Source organism: Bacillus cereus group sp. BceL062, assembly GCF_051780025.1.
Taxonomy (GTDB): Bacteria; Bacillota; Bacilli; order Bacillales; family Bacillaceae_G; genus Bacillus_A; species Bacillus_A toyonensis.
Genome location: NZ_JBPWGY010000002.1, coordinates 24,199 through 50,013, shown reverse-complemented (window position 1 = coordinate 50,013; position 25,815 = coordinate 24,199). Strand labels below are relative to the sequence as shown.

Genomic DNA, 25,815 nt, shown 5'->3' with positions numbered 1-25,815 from the left:
TTAAAAGAAGGTGATTTAAATGAATAAGTTTACATTCCCATCCGAAGCATCTGCTAAATATGCTCCTACCCCAGCAAACTCTACCCCTTCCATAATCTCTTCCTCTTTTAACCCTAATAAATCTACTGTCATTTGACAAGCTACAAGTTTAATTCCTTGTTCTTTCGCCAAATCAATTAAATCCGGCAAAGGCATTGCGTTATGTTTTTTCATAATGCCTTTAATCATCTTCGGCCCCATGCCAGCAAAATTCATTTTGGATAATCCCATCTTATCGGCACCACGCGGCATCATCTTCCCAAATACTTTCTCTATAAAAGTCTTCTTTACTTTCACATGCTCATCTTTTCTAAGAGCATTCAACCCCCAAAAAGTATGAAATATAGTCACTTCTTGATCATAAGCCGCTGCACCATTTGCAATAATATAGGCAGCCATCGCTTTATCATAATCTCCGCTAAATAACACGATTGTCGTTTTCTTCTGTTGTTCCATTTTGTTCCTCCTCTAAATTACCTATAGGGGTATTTAATTGTTTATAAAAAGGCTCAAATCTTTTATCTCTATGCTATATGACTTTACCTTCCCAAGCTAACATACCACCTACCATATTGATCACTTGAAAACCGTAACCTTCTAAAAATTGAACTGCTCTTGCACTTCTTCCTCCCGAGCGACAAACGATAATGTATTCATTATTTTTATCAAGCTCATGCATTCGAAACTCTAGTAAGCCTAACCTAATATGAAGCACGCCTGGAATTTTCCCTTCCCTCACTTCTTCCACTTCACGAACATCAATTACATGTATCTCTTCATTTCGTAACAATCTTTCCTCTACTTCTCTCGCTGTAATTTCTTTCATCTTAATATTCCTTTCCTTACAAAGCGTTCATACCACCTGAAACATTTATAATGCGCTGAAATCCTAATTTCTTTAATACTTTTGCTGCTTGCTTACTTCTCATCCCGCTCTGACAAATAACGATTACTTCCTTATTCTTATTTAATTGATTTGCCTTACTAACTAACTCATTTAGCGGGATATTCTGAAAGCCCTTCATATGGTTCCCTCTATATTCGCCTACTGTACGAACATCGATAAAGTACTTCCCCTGTTTTCCCACTATACTTTTCAATTCTTTTCCATTTATATTTTGAACACCTTTCACCGGTAAGAACCGTGAAATAACAAATCATGCAGCCAATACAACGAAAAGCGTACTTACTATTGTGTTCATATAACTCCCCCTCTACATTTATAAAATTATTTCTTTACTACGCCTTCTTAATCCAAAACTTTAGTACATCGCTTTCTTCTGCATGCTTTACGATGTCATGACCAGTTTTGTTTGCCCACGCTGGAATATCCTTAATTGACCCTTTATCCGTTACATGTACTTCTAACACTTCGCCCGATTGTAAAGTATCCATCGCTCTTTTCGTTCTTACAATTGGCATTGGACATGCTAAATCTTTCGCATCTAAAACTTGTTTTATATTCATCATCTATTCCTCCAATTTGTTATTAATTATGAACTGCACAGCGGTTTGGACCAATCTCCATTTCACGTTCTTCTTCCACACTCGGATGAATTTTCCCCATATTCGTTTGACGAATTTCTTGATAAGCATTCGGCTGAGGTGGTAGATTCTCCGTTACAATTTTGCGAAATTCATTCTCATCTTTCATATTTAACCCTGCATTCACTTCAAACAATTGTTTTAAATTAGCACTCACAACCCCATTTTCATCCATTTCACTTATTTTTGAATAATGAGCTGGTAAAACAATTAACTCTTGAGATAATTCCTTATAGCGCTTATATAATGTATTTCGTAAATCGCTCACCCAATCTTCAGCCTTACCAGCAAGATCTGGACGCCCGATTGAATCTACAAATAAAATATCGCCCGATAATAAATAGGAATTATCTACAATAAATGATGTACTCCCAATCGTATGCCCCGGTGAGTATAGCGCATCCATTTCGATTTTGGTACCCCCTACCGTAATAACAGATCCTTCTACAAGTGGTTCGTATAAGAAAACGACTTCCTCCGCATCTTTTGGAGGTAACCAATACGTACCACCTACTTTTTCAGCTAACTTACGACCGCCAGAAATATGGTCTGCATGTAAATGTGTATCCATTACATTCGTAATAGTAACTCCATGCTCTTTCGCAAACTCCTCATATGATTCAATCGTTCTTACTGCATCAATAACTGCTGCTTCACCGTTAGAAACGACCATATAAGATAAACAGCCTTTTCCAAGACGATTAAATTGATATATACTCCCTCCGCCCTTTACATCTCCTACTTTGAGCGGCTTTACATATTCACTCCAAGCTTTCATCCCACCAGCTAAATAGGAAACATCGTTGAAGCCAGCATCCAACAATTGCTCCGCGACAAACTGCGAAGAACCTTCTTTTGCACATACGACTAAAATCTCTTTCTCTCTCGGTAATTCATCTACAATATGGTCTACACCATCTAACAAGTCAAAATAAGGTTTATTAATAGAAGAAACTTGTTTCCCTTCAATTTTCCAATCTTCATAATCCGTCTCATTACGAACATCTAAAATAAACAACTCTCCGAATAAAACTTTCTCTGCGACATCTTTTGCTTGTAACGGTTTAACATTCATTTTATTACCCCCATAGGTATATTTTCGTTCAAAAAAATTTACTTCTCTATATTCCCTTGCCACCCTAACATACCAGGAATGACATTTTTCACATTTGAAAAACCTTTCTCTTTCAACATTTGGCAAGCTACATCACTGCGGTTACCAGTTCGGCAAACAACATAAATTTGCTTCGTCTGATCTAACGATGTACTGTCTAGTTCACCTAGTGGCACCGAAATAGCAGATGGAATATGACCAAAAGCAAATTCTGCTGCTTCGCGAACATCTAATACAATGCACTCTTCTCCGTGAGATAATATATCCTGTAATTCCGCATTCGTAATTGTATGAGGATATTTCACAACTTCATTCACTTCATGTTCATGCGCTTTCCTCACATAATGCATCAATATAGCACCCTCGTGTTTCGTCCCGATATATTGATGCCCTATTTTATTCGCCCAACTTTGTATATCTACCGTAGATCCTTTATCTGTTGCCTCAATTTCAATCACTTGCCCTGATGCCAATCCTTCCATCGCCTTCTTCGTCTTTACTATAGGCATCGGACAAGCCAAACCTTTACAATCTAAACTCATATCCACTTTTATACTCATTATCGATTCCTCCATATTTCATATACTTATACCTGTAGGGGTATATTAAAACGTTTTTGAAAATCTGTCAACACTTATGTTTGACAGATTATCGGCTTTTTACAAGTAATTGAACGGCTTCTTTAATTAACTCTTCATTTGAACCATTGCCACTTTCAAACTGTTCACGCAAACATTGCTCTAAATTTGTTCCAACAACTAATCCAATTGTACGATCTAATGCAGAACGAGATGCCGTTAACTGTGTAATAACCTCTCGGCAATCTTTTCCTTCTTCCATCATACGAAGCACACCGCGCACTTGGCCTTCAATACGTTTTAATCTATTTTTCATATCTTGATTGTATTCCATTCTATAATCACCTCATTACCATTATGTCACTACTTATATCTTATAACAATATAATATACCCTGCAGGGTATATTGTAAACCCCTTAATTTAAAATTTTTAACCTACATGTGAAAAAAGACATAAAGTGAGACTTCTATCCTTATTTTTTGTAGCCTATACAAAACTGAATTTCACGAGCAGCAATCTCCCACCAATTTTTAAAATGGGAAACTCACTGCCTGTAACTATTAAGATAAATTTCAATATACAATACGGTCTGGTAATACTGTCCCGTATAATTTAAAGCCACCATCTACATTCTTTACCTTATATCCTTTTTCCATTAACATGCGCGCTGCAACATACCCTCTCATACCAAGTTGACAAGTAATATATATATCTTTATCTACCGGAACTTCGTCCAAACGATCTCGTAATTCATCTAACGGAATATTAATAGAGCCTTTAATCATTCCCTGTTTTAGTTCATTTGGCTCTCGAACATCAATAAGATATCCACCATTTTCAACAATACGATCTATTTCATACCATTGAATCGTTTCTACAAAACCATCTACTATATTACTTGCCGCATACCCCACCATGTTTACTGGGTCTTTTGCAGAAGAATAGGGCGGAGCATATGATAATTCTAAATCTGGTAAATCGATTACAGTTAAATTTGCCTTCATTGCCGTTGCAATAACATCTATACGCTTATCTACTCCATCACGCCCTAAAGCCTGTGCTCCATAAATTTTTCCGCTTTCTTCATTAAAGATTAATTTTATTAGCACTGGCGTAGCATTCGGATAGTACCCTGCATGAGAATTTGCCTGTACATGTACTACCTCATAGGGTATATTTAATCGTTTTAATATTTTCTCATTTACTCCAGTCGAAGCAACTGTTAAATCAAAAACTTTAGCTACAGAAGTTCCCATCGTACCTTTATATAAAGAATCCGTATGACCATGAATAATATCTGCTAACATGCGACCTTGACGATTAGCTGGCCACGCTAAAGGAATCATCGTTTCTGTTTCTGTAACAAAATCTTTCACTTCAATTGCATCACCAATTGCATATATATGGCGGTCCGATGTTTGGAATTTCTCATTTACCTTTATCGTTCCTCTAACTCCTAGTTCTAATTCTGCATCCTTTGCTAAACTACTCTCTGGTTGCACACCAATTGCTAAAATAATCATATCTGTCTTTATGATTGAACCACTTTTTAAACGTACAACAGTCCCGCCCTCTTCTAAAGCATCTACACCATCTTCAAAAACAAGCTCAACATTGTGATTTTTCATAAGCTCATGTACATATGCTGCCATTTCATAATCAATCGGTGGCATCACTTGATTTGCCGTCTCTACAAGAGTAACATCAATCCCTCGTTCTCTTAAGTTTTCAACCATTTCAACGCCAATAAATCCGCCACCAATAACCGTCGCATGACGTGGTTTCTTCTCATCAATATACGCTTTTATACGATCTGTATCAGGTACATTTCGTAACGTAAACAGCGCCTTCGCTTCTTCAATACCCGGAATAGGTGGAACAATTGGTTTCGCCCCTGGTGAAAGGATTAACACATCATATTCCTCGTTATATGTTTCATTTGTAGTTACATTCTTTATAGTAATTGTTTTCTCTTCTTTATTAATCTTTACCACTTCACTCAATACACGTATATCTAAATTAAAACGCTTTGACATCTTTTCAACAGTTTGTACTAATAATTTTTGTCTTTCTGTAATGACACCGCCAATATAGTACGGTAATCCACAATTTGCAAATGAAATATATTCACCGCGCTCCACCATAATAATTTCATCTTCTTCACTTAAACGACGAAACCTTGCAGCTACTGATGCCCCGCCCGCAACTCCGCCTACTACTACAATTTTTCTAGACATATTTCAAACCTCCATATTATTTATTATTCAATTTCCTCATCCATCACACATAAAACCTATACCTGTATGGGTATATGATAAAATATAAAAAATTTAATTTCAATACATATATCTTTCTTTCACAAATTCGAAACAAATAAAAAAGAACCTAGATATCTCCAAGTTCCTTTCTATATGATTAAATCAATGCCTAAAGGCAGCATAGTATGAGTTCTGACTTATTTTTGGCGGCTGAATTTCATTTACGAATGAAATAACCTATCGTTCCATTGTTATAATTCTTATAATCTCTTTGCAAAATTATAATCCATATCGCCACCTAACGCTGCAGCTGTATCACCAGTTTCTCTAAAATCATGTGTATATATTTTTTCAAATGAACCGAAATCTACTTGCTTATAAAATTCAAAACAAGGGAATCCATCATGCTCTCCTTGAATATCAATACTACCATCCTGTTTCACACATACATTTAATACATAATCCACAGGAGGTGCATATACATTTAATGGATTACTTGCACTCGCACTCATTTTGAATTGCACACCTTCAGAATTCCATGTGATATCAGTGCACACAATATTTTCTGTACTTGCTTTCCCTGTTCTTTTACTCACAGAACCATCTGGATTTGTAACCTTCTCTGTCGTAATACCCGTATTTGCATATGAAAACACTTCTTCTTTATAAAAATCCACTACAACCTCTTGCTCAACTCTAGAGCGCATAGTATTTACCGTATGTGGTGTAAATTCACGTGAATCACCTTCAAATTGGATTACTTTTCCTGTTTCCATATCCTTCTTAGCTTCCGTCCAAGACATTGGAATAAATACACTCGCTCTAATTTTTACGATATGAATCATAAGATACACCTCTATAATTTTATTTTAGATACTGCATAATATCGAGTAAAACAGACCACAATATCGCTTCATAATCAATAGATTTCTCTTTTACGTTTTCTACTTCCTTCTGAAAAATAGCGCTATATTTATATTTAGATTGTCGTTTTAAAACTATATTCCATTTCTCCAGCTAGTGCTGCTGGGGTATCATCCGTTTCTCTGAAGTCATGTGTATATATGAATTCAAATGAACCAAAGTCTATTTGTTTATAAAATTCATAGCAAGGGAAACCATCATGTAAACCTTCAACGTGCACAGCGCCACGTTCATTAACCCGTATTAATCTGCTGCTGGTGCTGCCGCGTTTAACGGATTGCTTGCACTTGCTCTCATTTCAAACGAAACTTCATCTTCACTCCATACAATATTTGTACATACAATGTTTTCTGTACTTGTTTCTCCTTTTTGATACTCAATTGAGCCATCTGGATTTGTAATTTTCACAGTGACGATACAAGCATCTGCATATGTGAAAATTTCTCTTTTATAAAAATCAATATTCACTTCTTGTTCTAATCTTGAACGCTTTGTATTCACAGCGTATGGTGTAAACTCACGTGCATCTCCAGCATATTCAAAAACTCTTCCCGTTGCAGGATCCTGAATAGGTTTCAGCGAAGCATACGGTGCAAATACACTCCCTCTAATTTTAACGATATTAACCATGTGAAACCTCCATCGATTCTATATTATATAAATCATTATTTGTTCTACCAACATAATATAGTCAATTTGATTGACTATATTATGTATAGTACAATAAGCATTACATATAGTCAACTTAATTGACTACAAGTGCGGAGGTTATATATATGGATCAAACATTTAACGAGTTAGATCTTACATCGCTTTTATCATTATCATGTAGCACATTAATTACTGAGCTACATGACAAATTAAGTGAATTAGGATTTGAAGATATTAGGCCAGCACATGGTTTTATGTTCAAACGCATCCTCCCTAATGGGGCAACAGGTATAGAACTAGCTGAATATTTAGGGGTTTCCAAACAAGCTGTAAGTAAAATGGTGGATTCTCTTGAGAATAGTGGCTACGTTACACGTAAAACACACCCTACTGATAAAAGGGGTAAAATCATTGTTTTAACCGAACGTGGTTTAGCAGTAATGAAAGCAAAAGAAGAAATAGTAGTTGAAATAGAGCAGCGATGGATTGAAAACATAGGTACAGAACGAATGCAAATGCTAAAAGAAGATTTGACAACATTCGTTACTACAAAAGATGCAGGAAAATTATCATCCAACATACGACCTGTTTGGTAAACAAAAACTCCATATAAAAAACGAATCCATTTTGATTCATCTTCTTCAAAATGGATTCGTTTTTCTATAGCTGTATTAAAAATCATTAATTTCTTTAAATTTTATTCTACTGAATATATTTTTTACGCGTTATATAATTCCATAACTCTCTTCACGACCAACTCCGCAGTATTCTCCTCCGGTGGCATCAATAAATTCGTAACCGGTCCATACACAACAGGGCTTAATTCCACTTCATACCCACCATATGAGAATTCTTCCTTCGTTGGTAAATAACCAATATATCCATTCATATATCCACCAAAGAAAGCTAATTCATTTTGAAGAATCTCTTTCATTTCTAGGGCAGTTTCTGAAAAAGGTTCCATCGGTATGCCAGAGAAAATCCCATCATTAACTTGAAACAGTTGCACTTCTAAATCAGTACTTAACCGCCGCATACCTTGCTCATATTTCTCTAAAACGATAGCAAGCCATTCATCCGCATTCACACCCCACTGCTTCTCATAGTTGGGCCGTTTTTTGTATCTCATCAATTTCAGGAATATCCTTCAACTTCATTTGCATAGTACTTGAAACTGTCCTTACATTTACAATTGGGCTATATGTAACTGTTGGCAACATCGTTAATACATGTCCACTAAGCATGTAAGCCATTTGGTTTAATGCTTCCCTTGAACCGCGATACTTCGCATTCACATTTCCAGCAGCACCTTGAACAATAATAACTGGGCAGTTTACTATTTTCTCAAGAAGCTCTCTCGTCATCCCCGGATAATCTGCTGACAATACATCACTATCACCTTTTACAACGTTCGGATGGGCAGTACAAAATATTACAACTCCAGATAACTCCTTCGTTTCAACATCTCTTATTGCTAACATCCCAATTCGCTTATCTACAACACCCTCTATATTCGTTCCCATCTTCGCTTTTCCATCAGATGTTCTCTCTCTTCGGTTTACTCCAATATCACCTGTCGTAACACCCCATCCAACTTCACATAGCTTCAAATTGTTATTCGCAGTAACAGCACCGTCCACTACATTATTTACTAAAAGCGTTTTATACGACTGTACTAGCGGATCATCACCGACCGTTTCTGGACCGGAATGCGTATGAGTATAAACAACCGTTATTCGCTCAAATGGCACATGAAGCCTACTTGCTACTTGCTCACGAATAAAATTCGTATCCTCTACTAACATTCCAATATTATCAATACTTATAAACACAGTTTTCATTTCATCTTTTTCAAATACAAAGATTGTCCCGTAAATACGCTCCTCAATATTATTAATTCCTGTATCTCTATGGTATCCAATAAAATCGATTCCTAAAGGTGGCGTAATATCTACCTTACATACCCCTACTTTGCTCATTTGAATCGCTCCATTTCTCTATATAACTCCCTTTTTTTTCAAGAATAGCATATTTAAACTTGTTTCAAATAAAAAGAACGGACATAGCATGCTATGTCCGTTCTTTCCATCACACATACTTCCGATGCACCATCTTCCCATCATAAGAAAACACAACGCCCTTACTCTCCACAATGGACTCCATATGCACCGTTCTTCCCCACAACTGATGAAGATATGGCAATACTTTTTCTAAGTATTTTAAATCGAGCTCGATTCCTTCGTAACTATGTTTAATGTATAATTCTCCGTTCTTTAAGTAGTCTCCATCTTCTACTACTAAGTACGGGAATCCACCATTTGTCCGCATATTTACGAGCTGATCACGTACATGTTCCCATTCTTTATCAATTACTTTATATTCTTTTCCTTGGCGCTGGAATAAGTACATATCTTCTCTCATTACGAGTTCTTTATTTAAGTAGTTTCTTAGGAATGATACGTCCCATTCAATTTCGCGTACTTCAAACATTTTCTCTCGACCAGAACCAGGCTTCACACCACGCCTTTTCATTTCTTCTGTCGGGTTGTTGTAGCGTTCTTCAATATCTTCAAACATTTTAATACCGAGGTAGTATGGGTTAATGCTTGTTTTTGATGGCTGAACGACACCTGCATTTAATTTTGCGAATTCGATTGCTTCATCAGATGTTAAGTCCATTTCACGCAGTATACGTTGATGCCAGTAGGAAGCCCAGCCCTCGTTCATGATCTTTGTTTCAAGCTGTGGCCAGAAATATAACATTTCCTCACGCATCATCGTTAATATGTCTCGCTGCCAATCTTCAAGCTCACGGCTATATTCTTCAATAAAGAGTAGTAAATCTTTCTCTGGTTGCGGTGGAATCTTCTTCTTTTTGCGTATATTCGATCGTTCCCTCTTTTTATTTCGATCATCTAAATTCCATAAATCATCGTATTGTGATGCTTTTTTCTTTTCCACTTCTTCCTCTTCTAAATCATCAATACTCCATGCAAGTTTCGGACGCATAAGCGACGGATCAATATGCTCTTGAATGGCAAGTACGGCATCTAAAAATGTTTCTACCTCTGCCTTTCCGTACTTATGCTCATACGCTTTCACACGGTCCGCTGTTGCGGCCATGCTCTCTACCATATCCCGCTTCGTATTTGAAAAACGAATATTATTTTTGAAGAAGTCACAGTGTGCTAAAACGTGTGCTACAATTAATTTGTTTTGGATTAAAGAGTTCGTATCCAATAAAAATGCGTAACATGGATCAGAGTTAATAACGAGTTCGTATATTTTACTAAGTCCTAAATCGTATTGTAATTTCATTCTGAAAAATTGTTTTCCAAAACTCCAATGTGAAAACCTTGTCGGCATCCCATATGCACCAAATGTATAAATAATTTCCGCTGGACATATTTCATAACGCATCGGATAAAAATCAAGCCCAAATCCAGTCGCAATTTCCGTAATTTCCGCAATCGCATATTGCAGTGCTTTATCGTCACTTGCTCTCATTATTTTCCCTCCTTACACTTTCCCTTAAGAAAGTGTATGATGGGGAACAAGCTTTCATGAGGATTGATTGCATAATAAAAAGACACCCTCGTAAAAACGAGAATGTCTCATCTATTAATCTTCAATAATCTCCATCTTCTCCGTAATCGGTGTACGAGCTTTTCCTTCTGGCGCTTTTTCGAAATAACCAATATGAAGAATTCCAACGATACGTTGGCCTCTTGTTAAACCGATTCCTTCTATAAATAATGGATTATAGTTTAATCCACCTGATTTCCAAACACAGCCTAAGCCGCGTTCCCAAGCAAGCAATTGGAAGTTTTGCATAAATGCGCATGTTGCAGCGTAATCTTCGTCACGCTGAATTTGACGCGGATCTTCATTCATATATACAACGATTTGTGCAGGTGTGCTTAAGAAACGATCAGATAAAATTTTACCGCGTTTCGCTCTTTCTTCTTCTGTGAAAGAGTTTAATACCGCATCTACTAATTTCTTACGGCCGTCCCCAATGTATAATTTACAATTCCATGGCTCACGGTGTTTATGATTTGGTGCCCACGTTGCATCGTTTAATAGTTCAATTAATAATTCTTTGTCTACTGCTTTATCTGTAAATGTACGAACAGATCGTCTTTCTTTAATAACATTTGCGATGGAAGTATATGTAGTCATATTTTTCTCTCCCTTATTTTTCATCTATATGTATAAGTTTGTTATTGATATTGATTTTCAATTTCGATTATAACCTAGTTTTTCACTATTAATCAATGTTTTATGTTGGAAAACATATAAAAAACTTCTTTTTCTACTGTGAATAAAAAAACTTAGCTTGTTCACAAGTTTTTCACATTTTATGGAAATGATATGTGTAAAGTTTTCCACATTATCCATCTAGGAGGAGTTTACATGTACAAAAAAATCGCAGTAAGTATGACTATGGCCGCATTATTATGCGGGGTATCTACCTTCCCTGCTTCTGCTACCACGCCAAAGGAAGTTGCAATGCATCATCATAAACCTATTTCAGAAGAAGAAATGCAGTCGCTCGAAAAACTCGGCTATAATAAACATGAAATTTGGAAAGCTGCCCACATTGCAAGAATCAGCAAAAAAGAAACTAAGGACGTTTTAGCTTACTATAAGCAAAATAAATCCTGGGAGAAAACCGCACAACATTTCGGTGTAGATCCAAGTAAGCTTAAAAAGCATCATATGAATAAAGAAACAAAAAAAGCATTACTGCAACAATTAGCAACTATGCAAAAATCCACACCAGATGGACTAAAACAAAAAATGAAAGAATATAATATCGGCTTACGTCAGCTCACGGTATTAACAATCATCTCTCAAAAAAGTAATACCCCTCTTGATGATGTACTAAAAATGAAAAAAGACGGTATGGATATTAAACAAATCGCGGAAAAATTAAATGTTAAAAGAGAAGATATACGAGCAGAGATGATTAAATTAGTGAAGTCTATTAAAGAGAAGCAAACAAATTAACACGCAAAAAAGGAAGAGGTATTCACTGCTCTTCCTTTTCTTTATGAACTTTCAACTTTGAAGTATAAATTCCCGTCTTTCCCAAAAACTAACATAAACAAATGATGTAGTAAGGGGTGAGAAAGTGTTTCGTTTATCGTCTAAAAAGAAGAAAAAAACAATCTGTTCCATTCCAGAGTTTATCCTCACTATGAAAGAATCTAGTGATTTCGTTTCTTATAACATCGTAGAAGATGGGACACTATGTTTGTTTTATTATAAATCTACAGCTGAATCACTCCTCATTAATCGATTCATTTTAACACCTATAAAAAGAGAATTAGATCGCATTGAAAATATAAGTGACATAGCAAATATCGTTACACTCGAAGGGATCATCACCAGTCCTTCTATTGATGATATTCGTGAAAAATTATTAGTTGGGTATGTACTCATACAGATAACAAACGATTCCCAAGCAGCAGAATATGCACTTATTCGTGCTGAAAGTTCAGTTTTAGGTACACGATTATATAACGATACCGAAAATGAATATAGTGTAATCGGTCCAAAAGTCGGATTTGTTGAAAATATTGATACAAATACACACTTACTTCGCCGAAATATAGTAACAGAGCAATTAGTTTTCAAAGAAGTTATAGTTGGCTCTATATCAAAAACAAAGGTTATAGTTGCTTACATCGAAGGCATTACAAATGAACAACACATCAATACTGCAATGCAGCGCTTACAAGACGTTGACTTTGATGTTCCTTTTGATGCAACTATGATTGAACAGTTTATTAGCGATAATAGTAACTCACCCTTCCCTGTTTTACTACCTACAGAGCGGCTAGACCGCTCGGTGTACGCATTACTGAATGGAGGCGTTGTTATTTTAACAGACGGTTCACCTTACGCATTAGCTGGACCAGCGACGTTACTTGATTTCTTCGTCTCGCCAGAAGATTATTATTTACCATGGATTGCAGGCTCATTTCTTAGATTAGTTCGTTTTTTTGGAGCAGCTTTCTCTCTATTTTCTTCAGCTATTTACACAGCTGTATTAACATATCATTATCAAATGATTCCTGCAGATTTACTTGGCCCTATTATTTATTCTAGAGCCAATGTACCATTTCCACCTGTTTTGGAAGCTCTTTTTTTAGAAATTACAATTGAATTACTGCGTGAAGCTGGAGCACGCTTACCGACTAAAGTCGGCCAAACAATTGGTATTGTTGGAGGAATTGTAATTGGGCAAGCATCTGTTGAAGCTGCTTTAACGAGTACGATTTTATTAATTGCGGTTGCATTATCTGCGCTTGCTTCTTTTACAACACCGACAGTAAAAATGTCTTCTACAATCCGGATATTACGATTTCCTCTTATCATTTTAGCTGGAGCGTTTGGTGGCGTTGGTCTCATCGTCGGATTTGTATTCATATTAGCTCATTTAATTCGCCTTAAATCACTCGGATCACCTTATTTATTACCTTTATATCCATTCCGCGGTTTAGGGACAGCAGAAGGACTCCTTCGTTTGCCGTTTAGTCAAACTGCTGGGCGTGCCTCTTTTCTGAGACCAAAAAAGAAATGGCGCTATGACCCAAACAAAGCGAAAGAAAAACGTGACGGTGAAGAGAAATGAAAAATATTTTATTATGCTTTTCCATTATCATTTTAATTTTTCAATCTGGTTGTACAGAAACAAATATAGTTGATACACAGCGAATGATTCACGTAGGTGGATTCGATATAATGAAAGATAAAAAATTTCGCGGGACAATTTTATATCCCGATTACACAAAAGGAGTACAATCGAAACCAGAAACTCAATCAACTCATGCAGGTACAATTGAAACTATATCGTCCCTTCTAAACGCAAAATCGCCACATACGATCGCTATAGGTCAAATGCGTGTTGTCCTATTTGGGAAAGCATTTGGTGAACGTGGAATTGGAGATGTTATTAACAACTTACAACGTGACCCTAACATTGGCCGCGATGTACAGCTAGCACTGGTAGATGGTTCAGCAGAAGAATTACTTAAACATGTTAAAACAAATGGATCACTTTATCTATCTGATTTACTGGAGCAAAATATAAAAAACGAGACAATCCCGCGGACAGCTTTAAATATTTTTTTATATAACTTTTATTCATCAGGATGCGATCCATTTCTTCCTTATATTAAAGTTGATGAAGACAAGTCCGCTTCCATTAAAGGACTCGCTTTTTTAAAAAAGGATAAAGTGGTTATGTACACCGATAAAAAAGAATCTTTTTTATTAAAATTACTTATTAATCCAACGAAAAATGGTCGCTACGAAGTTCCAATACATCAAGGTAAGCATAAAGGATTGATCGCTACTCAAAACTTATCTGGAAAAAGTGTTTGTTCTCTTTCGCAAAACGGTGATATTCCGAAAGTTAACATTCACTTAAAATTAAATGGACTCATAAAAAATGCTCCCGACTGGCTTGATTTATCTAAGAACGAAAATGTAACTTACGTAAAAAAACATGTAGAAAAAACGCTTGAGAAACATTTAAACGAATTAATAAAACAATTCCAAGAAAAAAAAATTGATCCAATAGGTATACGAGAAGAAATTCGTAGTCATTCAAGAAAATGGACTATAAAACAAATTCAAGAAATGTACCCTAATGTAGACGTTGCTGTTCATGTGCAAATCAATGTCGTGCAATCTGGTATCGGAGAATAGTGGAGGTGCTATAATGGCTGAACAAGATAAAACACATACTGTTTCCCCTTATTTCACATTCCTTCTATTACACTCCCTTCAAATTGGAGTAGGTGTGTTAGGGTACCAAAGAATTATTGCGCAATATGCCGGTTATGATGCTTGGATTTCTCTTATTATCGCTGGTATTGCAACTCATATCGTTTTATTTTGTATGCTTAAAATGTTAGAAAAAGATAATGATTTAATGAATATTCATACGACATGTTTTGGAAAGTGGATTGGAACATTTTTTTCCGTATGTTTTGCCGCATACCTTCTATTATTTTGTCTTACTGTTCTTCGTACATATATTGAAGTCATTCAAGTTTGGGTCTTTCCTACAATTAAACCGTGGAAATTAACTTTACTATTTTTACTTGTAACTTATTACATAATTAGAGGCGGCTTTCGTTCTGTAACAGGAATATGTTTTTGGGGTGTCATAATACCGATTTTCGTACTACTTTTCTTAGTTTTCCCAATGAAATACGCACATGTCCGTAACATTTTCCCAATTCTCGCTCATTCACCTTTAGACATTTTAACTTCAGCGAAAGCATCTGCATTAGAATTTCTTGGATTTGAAGCAATCCTTATCTTTTATCCATTTATTAAAAAAGGAAAATCGTTAAATAAATGGGCACATAGCGGTATTGCTTTTACAACCATTCTATACGTAATATTAGCGATTGTGTCCCTTATGTACTATAGCCAAGGGCAACTACATCATACAATTTGGCCAACATTAACGATGCTAAAAATAATTAAGGTTCCTTTTATCCAAAGGTTTGAGTACATTATTATTTTCTTATGGTATCTAATTATTTTACCTAACCTTTGTTTAACGATTTGGTCTTCTTGTTGCATTACTAAGAAATCTTTTCGCATACCATTTAACATTACACTGCCATTTTTTATCGCAACTATATTTATTTCATCCTTGTATTTCACAAACCGCGAAAGTATCAATACATTGAATACAGTACTGTCTCAAGCTGGTTTATATATTGTATACGCTTATATCCCAGTCTTATTTCTATTCCATTCATTGCGGTGGCGCTTCAAAAATAAGTCGAAAGAATCTTCACCCGACACACCATGATATTTGATACAATTTGATTAATACATGTGTAAAGGGGACAAGCGTATGAAGAAATATGTATTTTCTTTACTTGCAGTACTGAGTTTAATTCTTGCTGGATGTGGAGCTACTAGTACAAATGAAAAAAAATCATCTGAATCAAAAGAAGAGCATGACCATGCATCGCACACGCAGCAAGCTGACATTCAAGAAAAAACAAAGGGAGTCGACACACTTCCTGCCTTCCTAGACAAGCTTGATCCACAAATGAAAGACATTTACACTGTCGCTGGACAAAATGCAGAGCTATTAGATTGGATTCCATGTTACTGCGGTTGCGGTGAAAGTGTAGGACATAAAAACAATAAAAATTGCTTTATTCGTGAAATTAAGAAGAATGGTGAAGTTGTTTGGGATTCCCATGCAACGACTTGCGTCAATTGCCTAGAAATCGCAGTTGAATCAGCTACGATGAAACAAAAAGGAAAATCAACGCTTGAAATTCGTAACTATATTGACAATAAATACAAAGAAGGCTATGGCAAACCAACACCTACGCCAATGCCAAAAGCTTAAAAAACGAGGAAATACCTCGTTTTTTTTCATTCACTTTTTTTCTTAACAAATTCTTTCAAGTGTATTTCTCCTTACTTATCACACACTATATATAACTCTCGGTAAGGAGGGTACACAGTGCAAACATATAACGACTATGATAAAGCTCTCTATTACACGTATTGCTGTAATTGGGATAAATTACTCGTTCTCATGGTTCAGACGAACGATCAATTATTTTCTAAGCGTATTGAGCATTTTTTACATGCTTATCAATACAGTAAAGAGCTACCAGAAGTTGATAAACAATTGCAGCTCCTATTTCAATATATTGACCACGCATCTCAAAAGTCACATGTAGAAGAAGTAGAGCAAATTCAAATGTAAAATATAGCGCTATTCTCTTTATGAGAATGGCGCTTTTTAAAATGTTGATATCAATAAATGTTTCTCCTTATAAAACTTTTATTGATAAACATATTTTTTCTTTCTTTTCCCTACTACTTCATACTATAATTTAGTATGTAACTATTATAAGTGAGGTATAAAATATGGGACGAGAAAAAAAGCAAGAATATGCTTTACTTACTGCATGGGGAGCTTCATTTATTGCTACATTAGGAAGTCTATACTTTTCCGAAATCATGAAATTTGAGCCTTGTGTCCTTTGTTGGTATCAGCGTATTTTTATGTATCCATTTGTTTTATGGCTTGGTATCGCTATAGTAAAGAAAGACTATCGCATTGCAAGTTATTCTTTACCAATCGCAAGTATTGGTGCTTGTATTTCTTTATATCACTATGCAATTCAAAAAATCGCAGCATTTTCAGCTGCTGGGGCAGCTTGCGGCCGCGTACCTTGTACGGGAGAATACATAAACTGGTTCGGCTTTGTGACCATCCCGTTTTTAGCACTTATCGGCTTTATCACAATCGCTGTTTGTAGCTTTATCGTAATCAAAAACAAATAAGGAGATGAAAGAATGAAAAAAATGCTTATATTTGGCGGTATTATTATTGCCTTGTTTGCAGCAATTTTCGCTGTCACACAAATGGAAGAAAAAAATGCTTCAACTAGCCAAAAAATTGATAATGCTACTGGTAGTCAAACAGATGGTGCTGACTACTACACAAATAAAATCTCTCTTTCAGATCTCCAAAAGAATTTAAAAGAGAAAAAAGAAGAAACAGTATACTTTTATCAAACATCTTGCGTTCATTGCCAAAAATTATCTCCTGTCGTAGTACCGATGGCTAAAGACTTGAATGTTGATATGAAAGTTATGGATATTGAAAAATTAGATGCTCCTTGGGATGAATATAAAATTCAAGGTACACCAACAATCATTCATTTTAAAGATGGTAAAGAAGTGAGCCGTATTAGCGGCGAACAATCGAAAGACAAATTAAAAGAATGGCTTGAGCAAACGAAGAAATAACGAGAAAAGGAAACTCCTTCTACACATGAAATGGGCGTAAAACCTCACACTAATGTATAAGGAGGGGGTTTTATGCCAGAAGTAAAATGCTCTGTTTCCAATTGCTCATTTTGGGGACAAGGTAACTTTTGTCAAGCAAGTGCTATCATCGTTCAGCCTGATGCAGATGAAGCTGGTCAAACTGAAAATGATTCGTATACAAGCGCGGTTTTAACAAACGAGACGTTAGAAAGCTCTGTAGCAACGAGTGTAGAAACTTGTTGCCATACATTTAAACCAAAATATTAAACATAAAAAGCATACGATGAATCGTATGCTTTTTTACATTCCCCTCCAAAAATCATGCATGATAAAAAAGTACAAAATAACGAGGACAACCGTCCCACATAGGGTAATGCGCCTATATATACTCTTTTCTCCTTCCCTTGCTTTTACAAAAGCCCAAATAAATCCGAAGAACAATATTAAATCAACATATGGAACATAAAAGGAAAAGACGAGAAACGCATACAAATACACAATGAATAAACAGGTCGTTACTAAGAAAACTTTAAATGCAAATTCGCTTTTCATAATATAACCGCCCCCTATCTGTATTGTATTATATTCAGCAAAATACAATAGTTGCAGTTAAACTCCAAGTAGAAATAAGCTACCGCCTATAAAACGGTAGCTATTACGGAACTTTGTATTTCCGTTTATATATATTACTTAAAGTCGAAGTAGGAATTTGCTCGTAACGAATTTTTTCTCCTGTTTCATCTACAATATACAAATTGTTTCCTATATAATATATTCCATTTTTTCGTTTTGAGTACACCGTATATCTTTCATTCGGCAATACCGTTTTCACTTTTGTTAACTGCCCATTCGGTTCTTGCCAATATATATCCGCGCGATCTACTAACGTAAGTATTCCTATTTGCTCTTCTTCTACTTTACGACCATTCCAACTCACAACACGATAACCAAGTGTATTTGCCTCATATTCCGGACTCATATGAAAACGAGAAATGATTACTTTTGTTTGTAATTGTACTCGGTCATATAACCATTGTATATCCTTGTCATGCATGCGAATACAACCATTTGATTCCCTACTTCCAATCGTCCATTCCCGATTTGTCCCGTGAATCGCATATTCCTTTTTATCTAGTCCAAGCCACCTCGTACCGAGAGGGTTGTTTGGTGCACCACCACGTATCTTTTTTCGATGGTATTCTTTATTTTTATATTTAGTTATAATACAAAAATTACCTTCTGGCGTAGGTGTACGATCTCTTCCAGTCGTTATCGGAAACGTTCTCGTATAGTTTCCTTCTTCAAAGAAAGACAGCTGATTCGTCGTAAGATTAACTAATATTAAATGATCTGTATTAGCAAAAACGCTAGCTGGTAGGCAGAAAAATAGGATTACGATAAACAATACTTTTTTCATCTAAATCCTCCCTAGCACTAACATCATAATAAATGCAATTAGCTTTACTTTGCTCTTATAAATGAAAACTATCCATTTACGATAACGCCTCCGTTTACATGTATCATTTGCCCCGTAACATAAGATGAATCGTCCGATGCTAAGTATACGTATGCTGGTGCTAATTCATATGGCTGACCAGGTCTTTGCATCGGAACATTGTTTCCAAACTGTGACACTTTCTTCTCATCAAAGCTCGATGGAATAAGAGGTGTCCAAATCGGGCCTGGCGCAACACCATTTACACGAATTCCTTTTTGCACTAACGATTGAGAGAGAGATCTTGTAAAAGCAACGATAGCTCCTTTCGTTGCAGAATAATCAATTAAAGTTTCATTTCCTTCATATGCAACGATAGACGCCGTATTTATAATGACATCCCCTTGTTTGAAGTGAGAAAGTGCTGCTTTCGTAACGTGAAAATAAGAAAAAATATTAATACTGAATGTTTTTTCTAGCTGTTCTGCTGTAATATATTCTAGTCCTTGCTGCGGATATTGCTGTGCGACGTTATTCACAACAATATTTAAACCACCTAACTGCGAAACAGTCTCTTCCACAATATCTTTACAATGTTGTTCATTACTTAAATCTCCCGGTAATAATACACACTTTACACCTTCTTTTTCAACACGTTGTTTCGTCTCATTCGCATCCTCCTCCTCATCTAAATAAGCAATTGCAATATTTGCACCCTCTTTTGCAAAAGCGATGGAAACAGCTCGTCCAATCCCGCTATCTCCCCCTGTAATTAACACATTCTTCCCCTTTAACTTTTCACTTCCCTTATAATTGGGATCTTCAAACTGCGGAAGTGGATTCATTAATGATTCAATACCAGGCTGTTTATTTTGATGTTGGGCTGGCATTGTTAAAAAGCTTTTTTGCTGTGGCATAACTTCCTTCAGCTCCTTTTCCTTATCATGTGCACAATAAAAAGCTACAATTCACACATAGTTTTACGATTAATATTCGAATTTAAGACACAAAATATGAATTGTTGTAAACTTTTTATACAAAACTATTGCAAAATAGTTAAAAAACGAATATTATATATAACTGTTGTGAAAATTATTCGTAAACAGAAAGGATGTTTATATGTTTAACCTTTCAAAACATAAAACTTCTATTAAAACTGAAATTATGGCAGGTATTATTACCTTCTTAACAATGGCATATATCATTGTCGTAAACCCTGTCATCCTTGGGGATGCAGGTGTTCCATTTGAACAAGCATTTACAGCAACAATTATCGCTGCTGTTGTCGGAACATTATTTATGGCGATCTTTACAAACTTACCAATCGCAATTGCACCAGGTATGGGATTAAATGCTTACTTCTCTTACTCTGTTGTAAAAGCTCATGAAGGCATGACTTTCGCAATTGCATTCTCTGCTGTATTCGTAGCAGGTATGATTTTAATTTTGTTATCATTCACATCTTTCCGTACAAAATTAATGGAAGCCATTCCTGAAAACTTAAAACACGCAATTACTGCTGGTATCGGACTATTTATCGCCTTTATCGGTTTACGTTTAACAGGTATCGTTACAAAAAACGATGCAAACTTAGTTGGACTTGGTGATCTTCACTCTGCTCCAGTTCTACTAGCATTAGCTGGACTTGGAATTACAATTGTCCTTATGTCTTTAAATGTAAATGGTGCGCTATTTATCGGCATGCTATTAACTGGTCTTATCGCTTTCTTCACAGGACAATTAACGTTCTCAAACGGTGTTACATCAATGCCTGGATTACCAGAAGGAATTATCGTATCAAATCCAATTACTGCTGTATCTGATGTAATTAACTACGGATTATACGGCGTTGTATTCTCATTCTTCCTTGTTACACTATTCGATACAACAGGTACACTACTTGGCGTTGCGCAACAAGGTGGATTTATGAAAGACGGAAAGCTTCCAAAAGCAGGACGAGCTCTTCTATCTGACTCATTCTCAGCAACAATCGGTTCTATGTTCGGAACAACACCATCAACAGCTTACATTGAATCTTCTGCTGGTGTTGCAGCTGGTGGCCGTACTGGTTTAACAACAGTTACAGTAGCTGTTCTATTCGCATTAGCAGCTTTCTTTGGACCATTAGTGAGCGCTGTATCTGGTGTATCAGCTATTACTGCACCATCACTAATTATCGTTGGTAGTCTTATGATGGGTTCAGTTCGCCACATCGATTGGGATTCATTTGATGAAGCATTCCCAGCATTCTTAGTAATCTTAAGCATGCCACTTACATCAAGTATCGCAACAGGTATCGCACTTGGATTTATTTCATACCCACTTATGAAAGTGGCAAAAGGTAAATTCCGTTCTGTTCACCCACTTGTGTATGTATTCGGAATCTTGTTCGCTTATCAATTGATATTCTTACCACATTAAAATCCCTCTTTCTGAGGGATTTTTTATTTTCAAAAAACATTTGACAACTGTACAGAATCATGGAATAATTCAAAATAGTTAAATATTCGATGTCTTATCAAGAGCAGGTGGAGGGATGAGCCCTACGAAGCCCGGCAACCGACCCATTTATGGGCACGGTGCTAATTCTTACAACACGTTGTGTTGAAAGATAAGAGTAATATGATAAGACGTCTTTTCTATATGAAAAGGCGTTTTTTATTTTCACTCCCTCCCCTCTCTTCTTAGTTTAGGAGGGATTTTTTTATGAAAAAATTGTGTTCCATCGTACTTATTTTTCTATTACTTACATTGACGGCTTGTACAAATGAACAAGATGCTATCTCTTCACAAAAGCAACAAACGGTGAAAAAAGGAACTACAACAGTTGAAAATCATTTACAAACAGAAATTCCAAAGCAAATAAAAAAGCCATTAAAAATCGCATTAATTATGCAAATGTCTATCGGAACTTTTTCCTCTCAATATATTGAGGGCGTCAAAAAACAAGTCGAGCTATTTGGCGGTAGTGTACAAGTCTACAATTCTGATAACGATTTAGCAAAAATGGCTGCAAATTTAGATACTGCTATTAATTCAAAAGTGGATGGTATTTTAATTGATCATGGCCGATCTGAAGCATTAAAACCTGGGGTAGAAAAAGCGTTACAGGCGAACATTCCCGTAGTCGCGTTTGATAACGATCTACGCTTACCAGGTGTAACGATTATTGATCAAGATGACTATAGTCTTGCATGGAAATCATTAAAAACGTTAGCAGAAGATTTGAATGGACAAGGAAATATCGCAGTCGTATGGGTTGGCGGATTTGCTCCAATGGAACGTCGTAACGTTATCATTGATGCTTTTTATAAACGGTATCCAAATATAAAAGAAGTTGCGCGATTCGGTACTGCTAGTAATAACACACCGCTTGATACACAAACACAAGTAGAAGCTTTACTAAAAAAATATCCGAAAGAAGGAGATTTACAAGCCATTTTCGCTTCGTGGGATGAGTTTGCTAAAGGAGCTGTTAAAGCACTTGAACAAGCTGGTCGTACAGATATAAAAGTATACAGTATTGACTTAAGTAATGAAGATTTACAACTTATGCAAAAAGAAAACTCACCTTGGTCTGCTACGGCTGCAACGGATCCAGCTGAAGTAGGGAAAGTTCAAGTACGATTCTTATACAAAAAAATTGCCGGTGAACAAACGCCAGATATTTATTCACTAGAACCTTATTTAGTAAAGAAAAATAGTTTACCAAAAGAAAATATAACAATGGATCAATTATCAAAACATATAAACGGTTGGGGAGACTCGAAAGATGCGTATTCTCCTTGGATGAAAAAATTAGAGAAGGAGAAAAAATGATGACATTCTCTCTTCAAAACATTACACATTCTTATCATGCCGCTACACCTGTTCTAGAAGATGTTTCTATCCATATTCAAAAAGGAAAAGTTCATGCCCTACTAGGAATGAACGGTGCTGGGAAAAGTACTCTACTGAAAATAGCAACTGGTGAAATTCAACCAGTTGCTGGCGATATAAAAATTGATAATCAGTCTGTTTCCTTTCCTTCGCCACGCGATGCAAAAAAGCACGGTATTTCTTTCGTAACACAAGAAGTAGACCACGGACTTATTCCGGGATTATCTGTATTAGAAAATGTACTTATCGATCATTTAGCAATGCAAAATAAGGTACTATTTTCAAAGTCAAAATTAGTCGCACTCGCTAAACAACATTTGCAAACTGTACAGGCTGATTTAAATATTTTTGAAGATGTTTCAAACTGCTCATTACATGAAAAACAATTACTTCTTATCGCAAGAGCTTTATCCAACAATACAAATTATCTTTTATTAGATGAGCCTACTTCTTCTCTTGGACCGAAAGAAATTGAAACCTTCGGGCAACTATTAAAAGATTTAACATCAAAAGGAATTGGCATCATCTTAATTTCTCATCGTTTATCAGAGATTCGAAATTTCGCGGATGATGTAACTGTATTACATAATGGTAAAGTCGCACTTTCTGATGCGATTACAAAGGTTACAGATCAACAAATTGTAGCATCGATGACTGGAAAACAACTTACACTTCCTATTAATGCAGCACCAAAACGAGGGAACGAAGAATTCTTTAAAGTACAAGAACTTCCATTACACAAAAACCATTCTCCCCTTTCTCTCACCGTACGGAAAGGTGAAACTGTTGTGATATACGGATTAATTGGCAGTGGCAAAACAACACTTGCTGAAACGTTATTTGGTGCTCATCATACTTATCACGCAGAAATAAACGGTCAAAATATAACGATTAAAACACCGCGAGATGCGATTAAAGCGAAAATCGCACTTGTACCAGAAGAAAGAAGAAAACAAGGCGTATTTCTTTCGGAAGATATTATAAGCCACACGAATTTACACCAATCAGGTTGGAGACGAAAACAAACCGAATTAAATAATGCTACTGCGGCAATTTCTTCTTTCAGCATTTCACCGAATGACCCAAAAGCCTTTATTCATTCACTTAGCGGTGGAAATCAACAAAAAGTCTCGATTGCAAAGTGGCATGGATTCAAACCGAATCTCTTTCTTTTAGACGAGCCAACTAAAGGTGTAGACATAGCTGCAAAACAAGACATTTTTCAATTCATTCGTAACATTACTGAAAACGGGAGTTCCGTAATTTACTTCACAGGAGAACAAGATGAAGCACTACATATCGCTGATCGCATTCTTATACTGGCAAACGGAGAATTTGTAGGTGAATACTTACCAAACGAACTATCTCCTGAACAGCTTTTACATTTATCTGAAGGGAGTTATTCCATTGAATCTCGTTCATAAAACAAAAACTAAGAAACTATATTTACCTACTCATCTTTTTTATCAATTTAGTACGATTGCTATCATTATAGGTGTTACAATTTTCTTCTCTATCGTCAACGATTCTTTTTTAACGTACAACAATATTAGTGATATTTTACGCTCCATTTCTATCGTAACGTTACTTGCAATTGGTGTTACCTTTACATTAATTGTAGATGGGTTTGATTTATCAGTCGGCTCTACCGCTAGTTTAGCAACCATTGCAGCTGCTTCCTGTCTCGTTTTATATCGACAAGAACTATTAGTCACACTCCTTGTTCCTATTCTTTGTGGGCTATTAGTTGGATTATTAAATGCACTACTCGTTATCCGAATTAAACTACCAGATTTACTAGCTACATTAAGTATTATGTATATCGTGAATGGACTACACTTAACATTTTCAAAAGGATCTTCTATTTATGAAGGAATGTCTGGTGCCAAAGGACATTTTATTCCATCCTTTTTATTTATCGGTCAAGGTTCTGTCTTAGGAATTCCAGTCCCTGTCATTATCATGCTTATTGTCGTTTTGATTGCATATGTATTTTTAGAAAAAACAACGTACGGTCGTTTCTTTTATATGACAGGTGGGAATCGAGAAGCTGCTAGACTAGCTGGTATTCCTACTGATCGTTACCGTGTATATGCTTATATGATTAGCGGTTTACTTGCCTCTATTGGCGGAATTATTCTATGTAGCCGCGTTGGCACAGGACAAGTTTCAGCTGGCGCCCCATTATTAATGGATGCAGTTGCCGCTGCCTATATCGGTTATGCAATGTTCGGTGCTAAGAAACCAAATGTCATCGGAACATTTCTTGGTTCCGTATTAATCGGGATCATATTAAACGGCCTTACAATGATGAACGTTCCTTATTATGCACAAGATATCATTAAAGGCAGTATTTTAATTGCTGCTTTAGCCTTTTCATTTATTAAAAAGAAACGTAAATAAAGTGAAACTTTAATAAGTGGGGGTTTTCTTCCCCCCACTTATTATTAGGCTTCACCAATCGGGCATTTACGGGCAGTTGGTCCCCCACCTAACTTCTTTGCTTTCGCCGAATTTTGAGGTGGGGGTCTTACTGCCCGGCAAATAGCGG

Annotated in this window: 28 protein-coding genes, 2 pseudogenes and 1 riboswitch; of the genes and pseudogenes, 14 read left to right on the top strand and 16 right to left on the bottom strand. The window is 36.0% G+C overall.

The annotated features are described in order from the left end of the window. Nucleotides 1–15: 15 nt before the first annotated feature. The 10 genes and pseudogenes from ACS2MN_RS05415 to ACS2MN_RS05370 all read right to left on the bottom strand — a co-directional run bounded on the left by ACS2MN_RS05415 (nucleotide 16) and on the right by ACS2MN_RS05370 (nucleotide 7,090). Entirely contained in the window at nucleotides 16–495 is a 480-nt protein-coding gene (locus tag ACS2MN_RS05415; RefSeq protein ID WP_000437728.1) for a DsrE/DsrF/DrsH-like family protein, read from the bottom strand. Between the two features lie 73 nt (nucleotides 496–568). Further along, on the bottom strand, nucleotides 569–865 hold the full coding sequence (locus ACS2MN_RS05410; RefSeq protein WP_000659152.1) for a rhodanese-like domain-containing protein: 297 nt from the start codon (nucleotides 863–865) through the stop codon (nucleotides 569–571). A gap of 16 nt (nucleotides 866–881) precedes the next feature. After that, complete coding sequence (locus ACS2MN_RS05405; protein ID WP_438894679.1) at nucleotides 882–1,190, bottom strand: rhodanese-like domain-containing protein; 309 nt, start codon at nucleotides 1,188–1,190, stop codon at nucleotides 882–884. Between the two features lie 88 nt (nucleotides 1,191–1,278). Continuing rightward, a complete protein-coding gene (locus ACS2MN_RS05400) occupies nucleotides 1,279–1,509 on the bottom strand; it encodes a sulfurtransferase TusA family protein (protein WP_002038023.1) in 231 nt (76 codons plus the stop codon). Between the two features lie 19 nt (nucleotides 1,510–1,528). Continuing rightward, nucleotides 1,529–2,659: an MBL fold metallo-hydrolase gene (locus ACS2MN_RS05395; protein ID WP_346994901.1), complete on the bottom strand. Its 1,131-nt coding sequence runs from the start codon at nucleotides 2,657–2,659 to the stop codon at nucleotides 1,529–1,531. A gap of 38 nt (nucleotides 2,660–2,697) precedes the next feature. After that, on the bottom strand, nucleotides 2,698–3,273 hold the full coding sequence (locus ACS2MN_RS05390) for a sulfurtransferase TusA family protein (RefSeq protein ID WP_015000162.1): 576 nt from the start codon (nucleotides 3,271–3,273) through the stop codon (nucleotides 2,698–2,700). Nucleotides 3,274–3,346: 73 nt separating this feature from the next. Next, nucleotides 3,347–3,610 carry a metal-sensitive transcriptional regulator gene (locus tag ACS2MN_RS05385; RefSeq protein WP_000456206.1) on the bottom strand — a complete coding sequence of 88 codons (264 nt, stop codon included), beginning with the start codon at nucleotides 3,608–3,610 and terminating at the stop codon, nucleotides 3,347–3,349. A 240-nt stretch (nucleotides 3,611–3,850) separates the two neighbouring features. Next, nucleotides 3,851–5,515 carry a CoA-disulfide reductase gene (cdr, locus tag ACS2MN_RS05380; protein WP_346994899.1) on the bottom strand — a complete coding sequence of 555 codons (1,665 nt, stop codon included), beginning with the start codon at nucleotides 5,513–5,515 and terminating at the stop codon, nucleotides 3,851–3,853. Between the two features lie 281 nt (nucleotides 5,516–5,796). Next, a complete protein-coding gene (locus ACS2MN_RS05375) occupies nucleotides 5,797–6,381 on the bottom strand; it encodes a DUF3238 domain-containing protein (protein ID WP_087950904.1) in 585 nt (194 codons plus the stop codon). A 134-nt stretch (nucleotides 6,382–6,515) separates the two neighbouring features. Continuing rightward, nucleotides 6,516–7,090: pseudogene (locus tag ACS2MN_RS05370) on the bottom strand (DUF3238 domain-containing protein). A gap of 146 nt (nucleotides 7,091–7,236) precedes the next feature. On the opposite strand from ACS2MN_RS05370, the gene ACS2MN_RS05365 reads away from it, so the two are divergent. Next, a complete protein-coding gene (locus ACS2MN_RS05365) occupies nucleotides 7,237–7,707 on the top strand; it encodes a MarR family winged helix-turn-helix transcriptional regulator (RefSeq protein ID WP_000372887.1) in 471 nt (156 codons plus the stop codon). Between the two features lie 122 nt (nucleotides 7,708–7,829). Here the strand turns inward: ACS2MN_RS05365 and ACS2MN_RS05360 are convergent. The 3 genes and pseudogenes from ACS2MN_RS05360 to ACS2MN_RS05350 all read right to left on the bottom strand — a co-directional run bounded on the left by ACS2MN_RS05360 (nucleotide 7,830) and on the right by ACS2MN_RS05350 (nucleotide 11,293). Beyond that, nucleotides 7,830–9,090: pseudogene (locus tag ACS2MN_RS05360) on the bottom strand (neutral/alkaline non-lysosomal ceramidase N-terminal domain-containing protein). A 109-nt stretch (nucleotides 9,091–9,199) separates the two neighbouring features. Then, a complete protein-coding gene (spoVR, locus tag ACS2MN_RS05355) occupies nucleotides 9,200–10,618 on the bottom strand; it encodes a stage V sporulation protein SpoVR (protein ID WP_001202697.1) in 1,419 nt (472 codons plus the stop codon). A 114-nt stretch (nucleotides 10,619–10,732) separates the two neighbouring features. Beyond that, the gene (locus tag ACS2MN_RS05350) at nucleotides 10,733–11,293 is read right to left on the bottom strand and encodes a nitroreductase family protein (RefSeq protein ID WP_002093832.1); all 561 of its coding nucleotides are present in this window, start codon (nucleotides 11,291–11,293) and stop codon (nucleotides 10,733–10,735) included. Nucleotides 11,294–11,527: 234 nt separating this feature from the next. On the opposite strand from ACS2MN_RS05350, the gene ACS2MN_RS05345 reads away from it, so the two are divergent. From ACS2MN_RS05345 to ACS2MN_RS05305, 9 genes are all read left to right on the top strand, one after another. Next, complete coding sequence (locus ACS2MN_RS05345; protein WP_000276987.1) at nucleotides 11,528–12,124, top strand: hypothetical protein; 597 nt, start codon at nucleotides 11,528–11,530, stop codon at nucleotides 12,122–12,124. 124 nt (nucleotides 12,125–12,248) lie between these two features. Next, nucleotides 12,249–13,754: a spore germination protein gene (locus ACS2MN_RS05340; RefSeq protein WP_000489316.1), complete on the top strand. Its 1,506-nt coding sequence runs from the start codon at nucleotides 12,249–12,251 to the stop codon at nucleotides 13,752–13,754. Beyond that, nucleotides 13,751–14,833, top strand: coding sequence for a spore germination protein GerYC (locus ACS2MN_RS05335; RefSeq protein ID WP_346994898.1), 1,083 nt, complete (start codon nucleotides 13,751–13,753; stop codon nucleotides 14,831–14,833). Before ACS2MN_RS05340 ends, ACS2MN_RS05335 begins: the two co-directional genes overlap by 4 nt. 13 nt (nucleotides 14,834–14,846) lie before the next feature. After that, complete coding sequence (locus ACS2MN_RS05330) at nucleotides 14,847–15,956, top strand: GerAB/ArcD/ProY family transporter (protein WP_000840374.1); 1,110 nt, start codon at nucleotides 14,847–14,849, stop codon at nucleotides 15,954–15,956. Nucleotides 15,957–16,001: 45 nt separating this feature from the next. Further along, nucleotides 16,002–16,511, top strand: coding sequence for a PCYCGC domain-containing protein (locus ACS2MN_RS05325; RefSeq protein ID WP_000761016.1), 510 nt, complete (start codon nucleotides 16,002–16,004; stop codon nucleotides 16,509–16,511). A 117-nt stretch (nucleotides 16,512–16,628) separates the two neighbouring features. Beyond that, a complete protein-coding gene (locus ACS2MN_RS05320; protein WP_001195459.1) occupies nucleotides 16,629–16,877 on the top strand; it encodes a YhdB family protein in 249 nt (82 codons plus the stop codon). A 164-nt stretch (nucleotides 16,878–17,041) separates the two neighbouring features. Beyond that, the gene (locus ACS2MN_RS05315) at nucleotides 17,042–17,461 is read left to right on the top strand and encodes a disulfide formation protein C (protein WP_000532260.1); all 420 of its coding nucleotides are present in this window, start codon (nucleotides 17,042–17,044) and stop codon (nucleotides 17,459–17,461) included. A gap of 12 nt (nucleotides 17,462–17,473) precedes the next feature. Next, nucleotides 17,474–17,929 (top strand): thioredoxin family protein, encoded by a 456-nt coding sequence (locus tag ACS2MN_RS05310; RefSeq protein WP_000738433.1) that lies wholly within the window; start codon nucleotides 17,474–17,476, stop codon nucleotides 17,927–17,929. Between the two features lie 72 nt (nucleotides 17,930–18,001). After that, nucleotides 18,002–18,217, top strand: a complete 216-nt coding sequence (locus ACS2MN_RS05305; protein ID WP_001115393.1) for a DUF1540 domain-containing protein — start codon at nucleotides 18,002–18,004, stop codon at nucleotides 18,215–18,217. A gap of 33 nt (nucleotides 18,218–18,250) precedes the next feature. On the opposite strand, the gene ACS2MN_RS05300 is transcribed toward ACS2MN_RS05305, so the two are convergent. The 3 genes from ACS2MN_RS05300 to ACS2MN_RS05290 form a co-directional block, all read right to left on the bottom strand. Beyond that, entirely contained in the window at nucleotides 18,251–18,502 is a 252-nt protein-coding gene (locus ACS2MN_RS05300) for a hypothetical protein (RefSeq protein WP_000834196.1), read from the bottom strand. A 103-nt stretch (nucleotides 18,503–18,605) separates the two neighbouring features. After that, nucleotides 18,606–19,367 (bottom strand): L,D-transpeptidase, encoded by a 762-nt coding sequence (locus tag ACS2MN_RS05295; protein WP_087950899.1) that lies wholly within the window; start codon nucleotides 19,365–19,367, stop codon nucleotides 18,606–18,608. A 68-nt stretch (nucleotides 19,368–19,435) separates the two neighbouring features. Next, nucleotides 19,436–20,302, bottom strand: a complete 867-nt coding sequence (locus ACS2MN_RS05290) for an SDR family oxidoreductase (RefSeq protein WP_346994897.1) — start codon at nucleotides 20,300–20,302, stop codon at nucleotides 19,436–19,438. 202 nt (nucleotides 20,303–20,504) lie between these two features. Here ACS2MN_RS05290 and ACS2MN_RS05285 point away from each other — a divergent pair, with 202 nt between their 5' ends. The 4 genes from ACS2MN_RS05285 (at nucleotide 20,505) to ACS2MN_RS05270 (ending at nucleotide 25,667) form a co-directional block, all read left to right on the top strand. Next, nucleotides 20,505–21,806: an NCS2 family permease gene (locus ACS2MN_RS05285; RefSeq protein WP_000482720.1), complete on the top strand. Its 1,302-nt coding sequence runs from the start codon at nucleotides 20,505–20,507 to the stop codon at nucleotides 21,804–21,806. Between the two features lie 91 nt (nucleotides 21,807–21,897). Next, a riboswitch (SAM riboswitch) is annotated at nucleotides 21,898–22,003 on the top strand. An 88-nt stretch (nucleotides 22,004–22,091) separates the two neighbouring features. Beyond that, nucleotides 22,092–23,204, top strand: a complete 1,113-nt coding sequence (locus ACS2MN_RS05280; RefSeq protein WP_000732070.1) for a sugar ABC transporter substrate-binding protein — start codon at nucleotides 22,092–22,094, stop codon at nucleotides 23,202–23,204. After that, nucleotides 23,201–24,688, top strand: a complete 1,488-nt coding sequence (locus ACS2MN_RS05275; protein ID WP_015000160.1) for a sugar ABC transporter ATP-binding protein — start codon at nucleotides 23,201–23,203, stop codon at nucleotides 24,686–24,688. Before ACS2MN_RS05280 ends, ACS2MN_RS05275 begins: the two co-directional genes overlap by 4 nt. Beyond that, on the top strand, nucleotides 24,672–25,667 hold the full coding sequence (locus ACS2MN_RS05270; RefSeq protein ID WP_001054978.1) for an ABC transporter permease: 996 nt from the start codon (nucleotides 24,672–24,674) through the stop codon (nucleotides 25,665–25,667). Before ACS2MN_RS05275 ends, ACS2MN_RS05270 begins: the two co-directional genes overlap by 17 nt. Nucleotides 25,668–25,815: the final 148 nt, after the last annotated feature.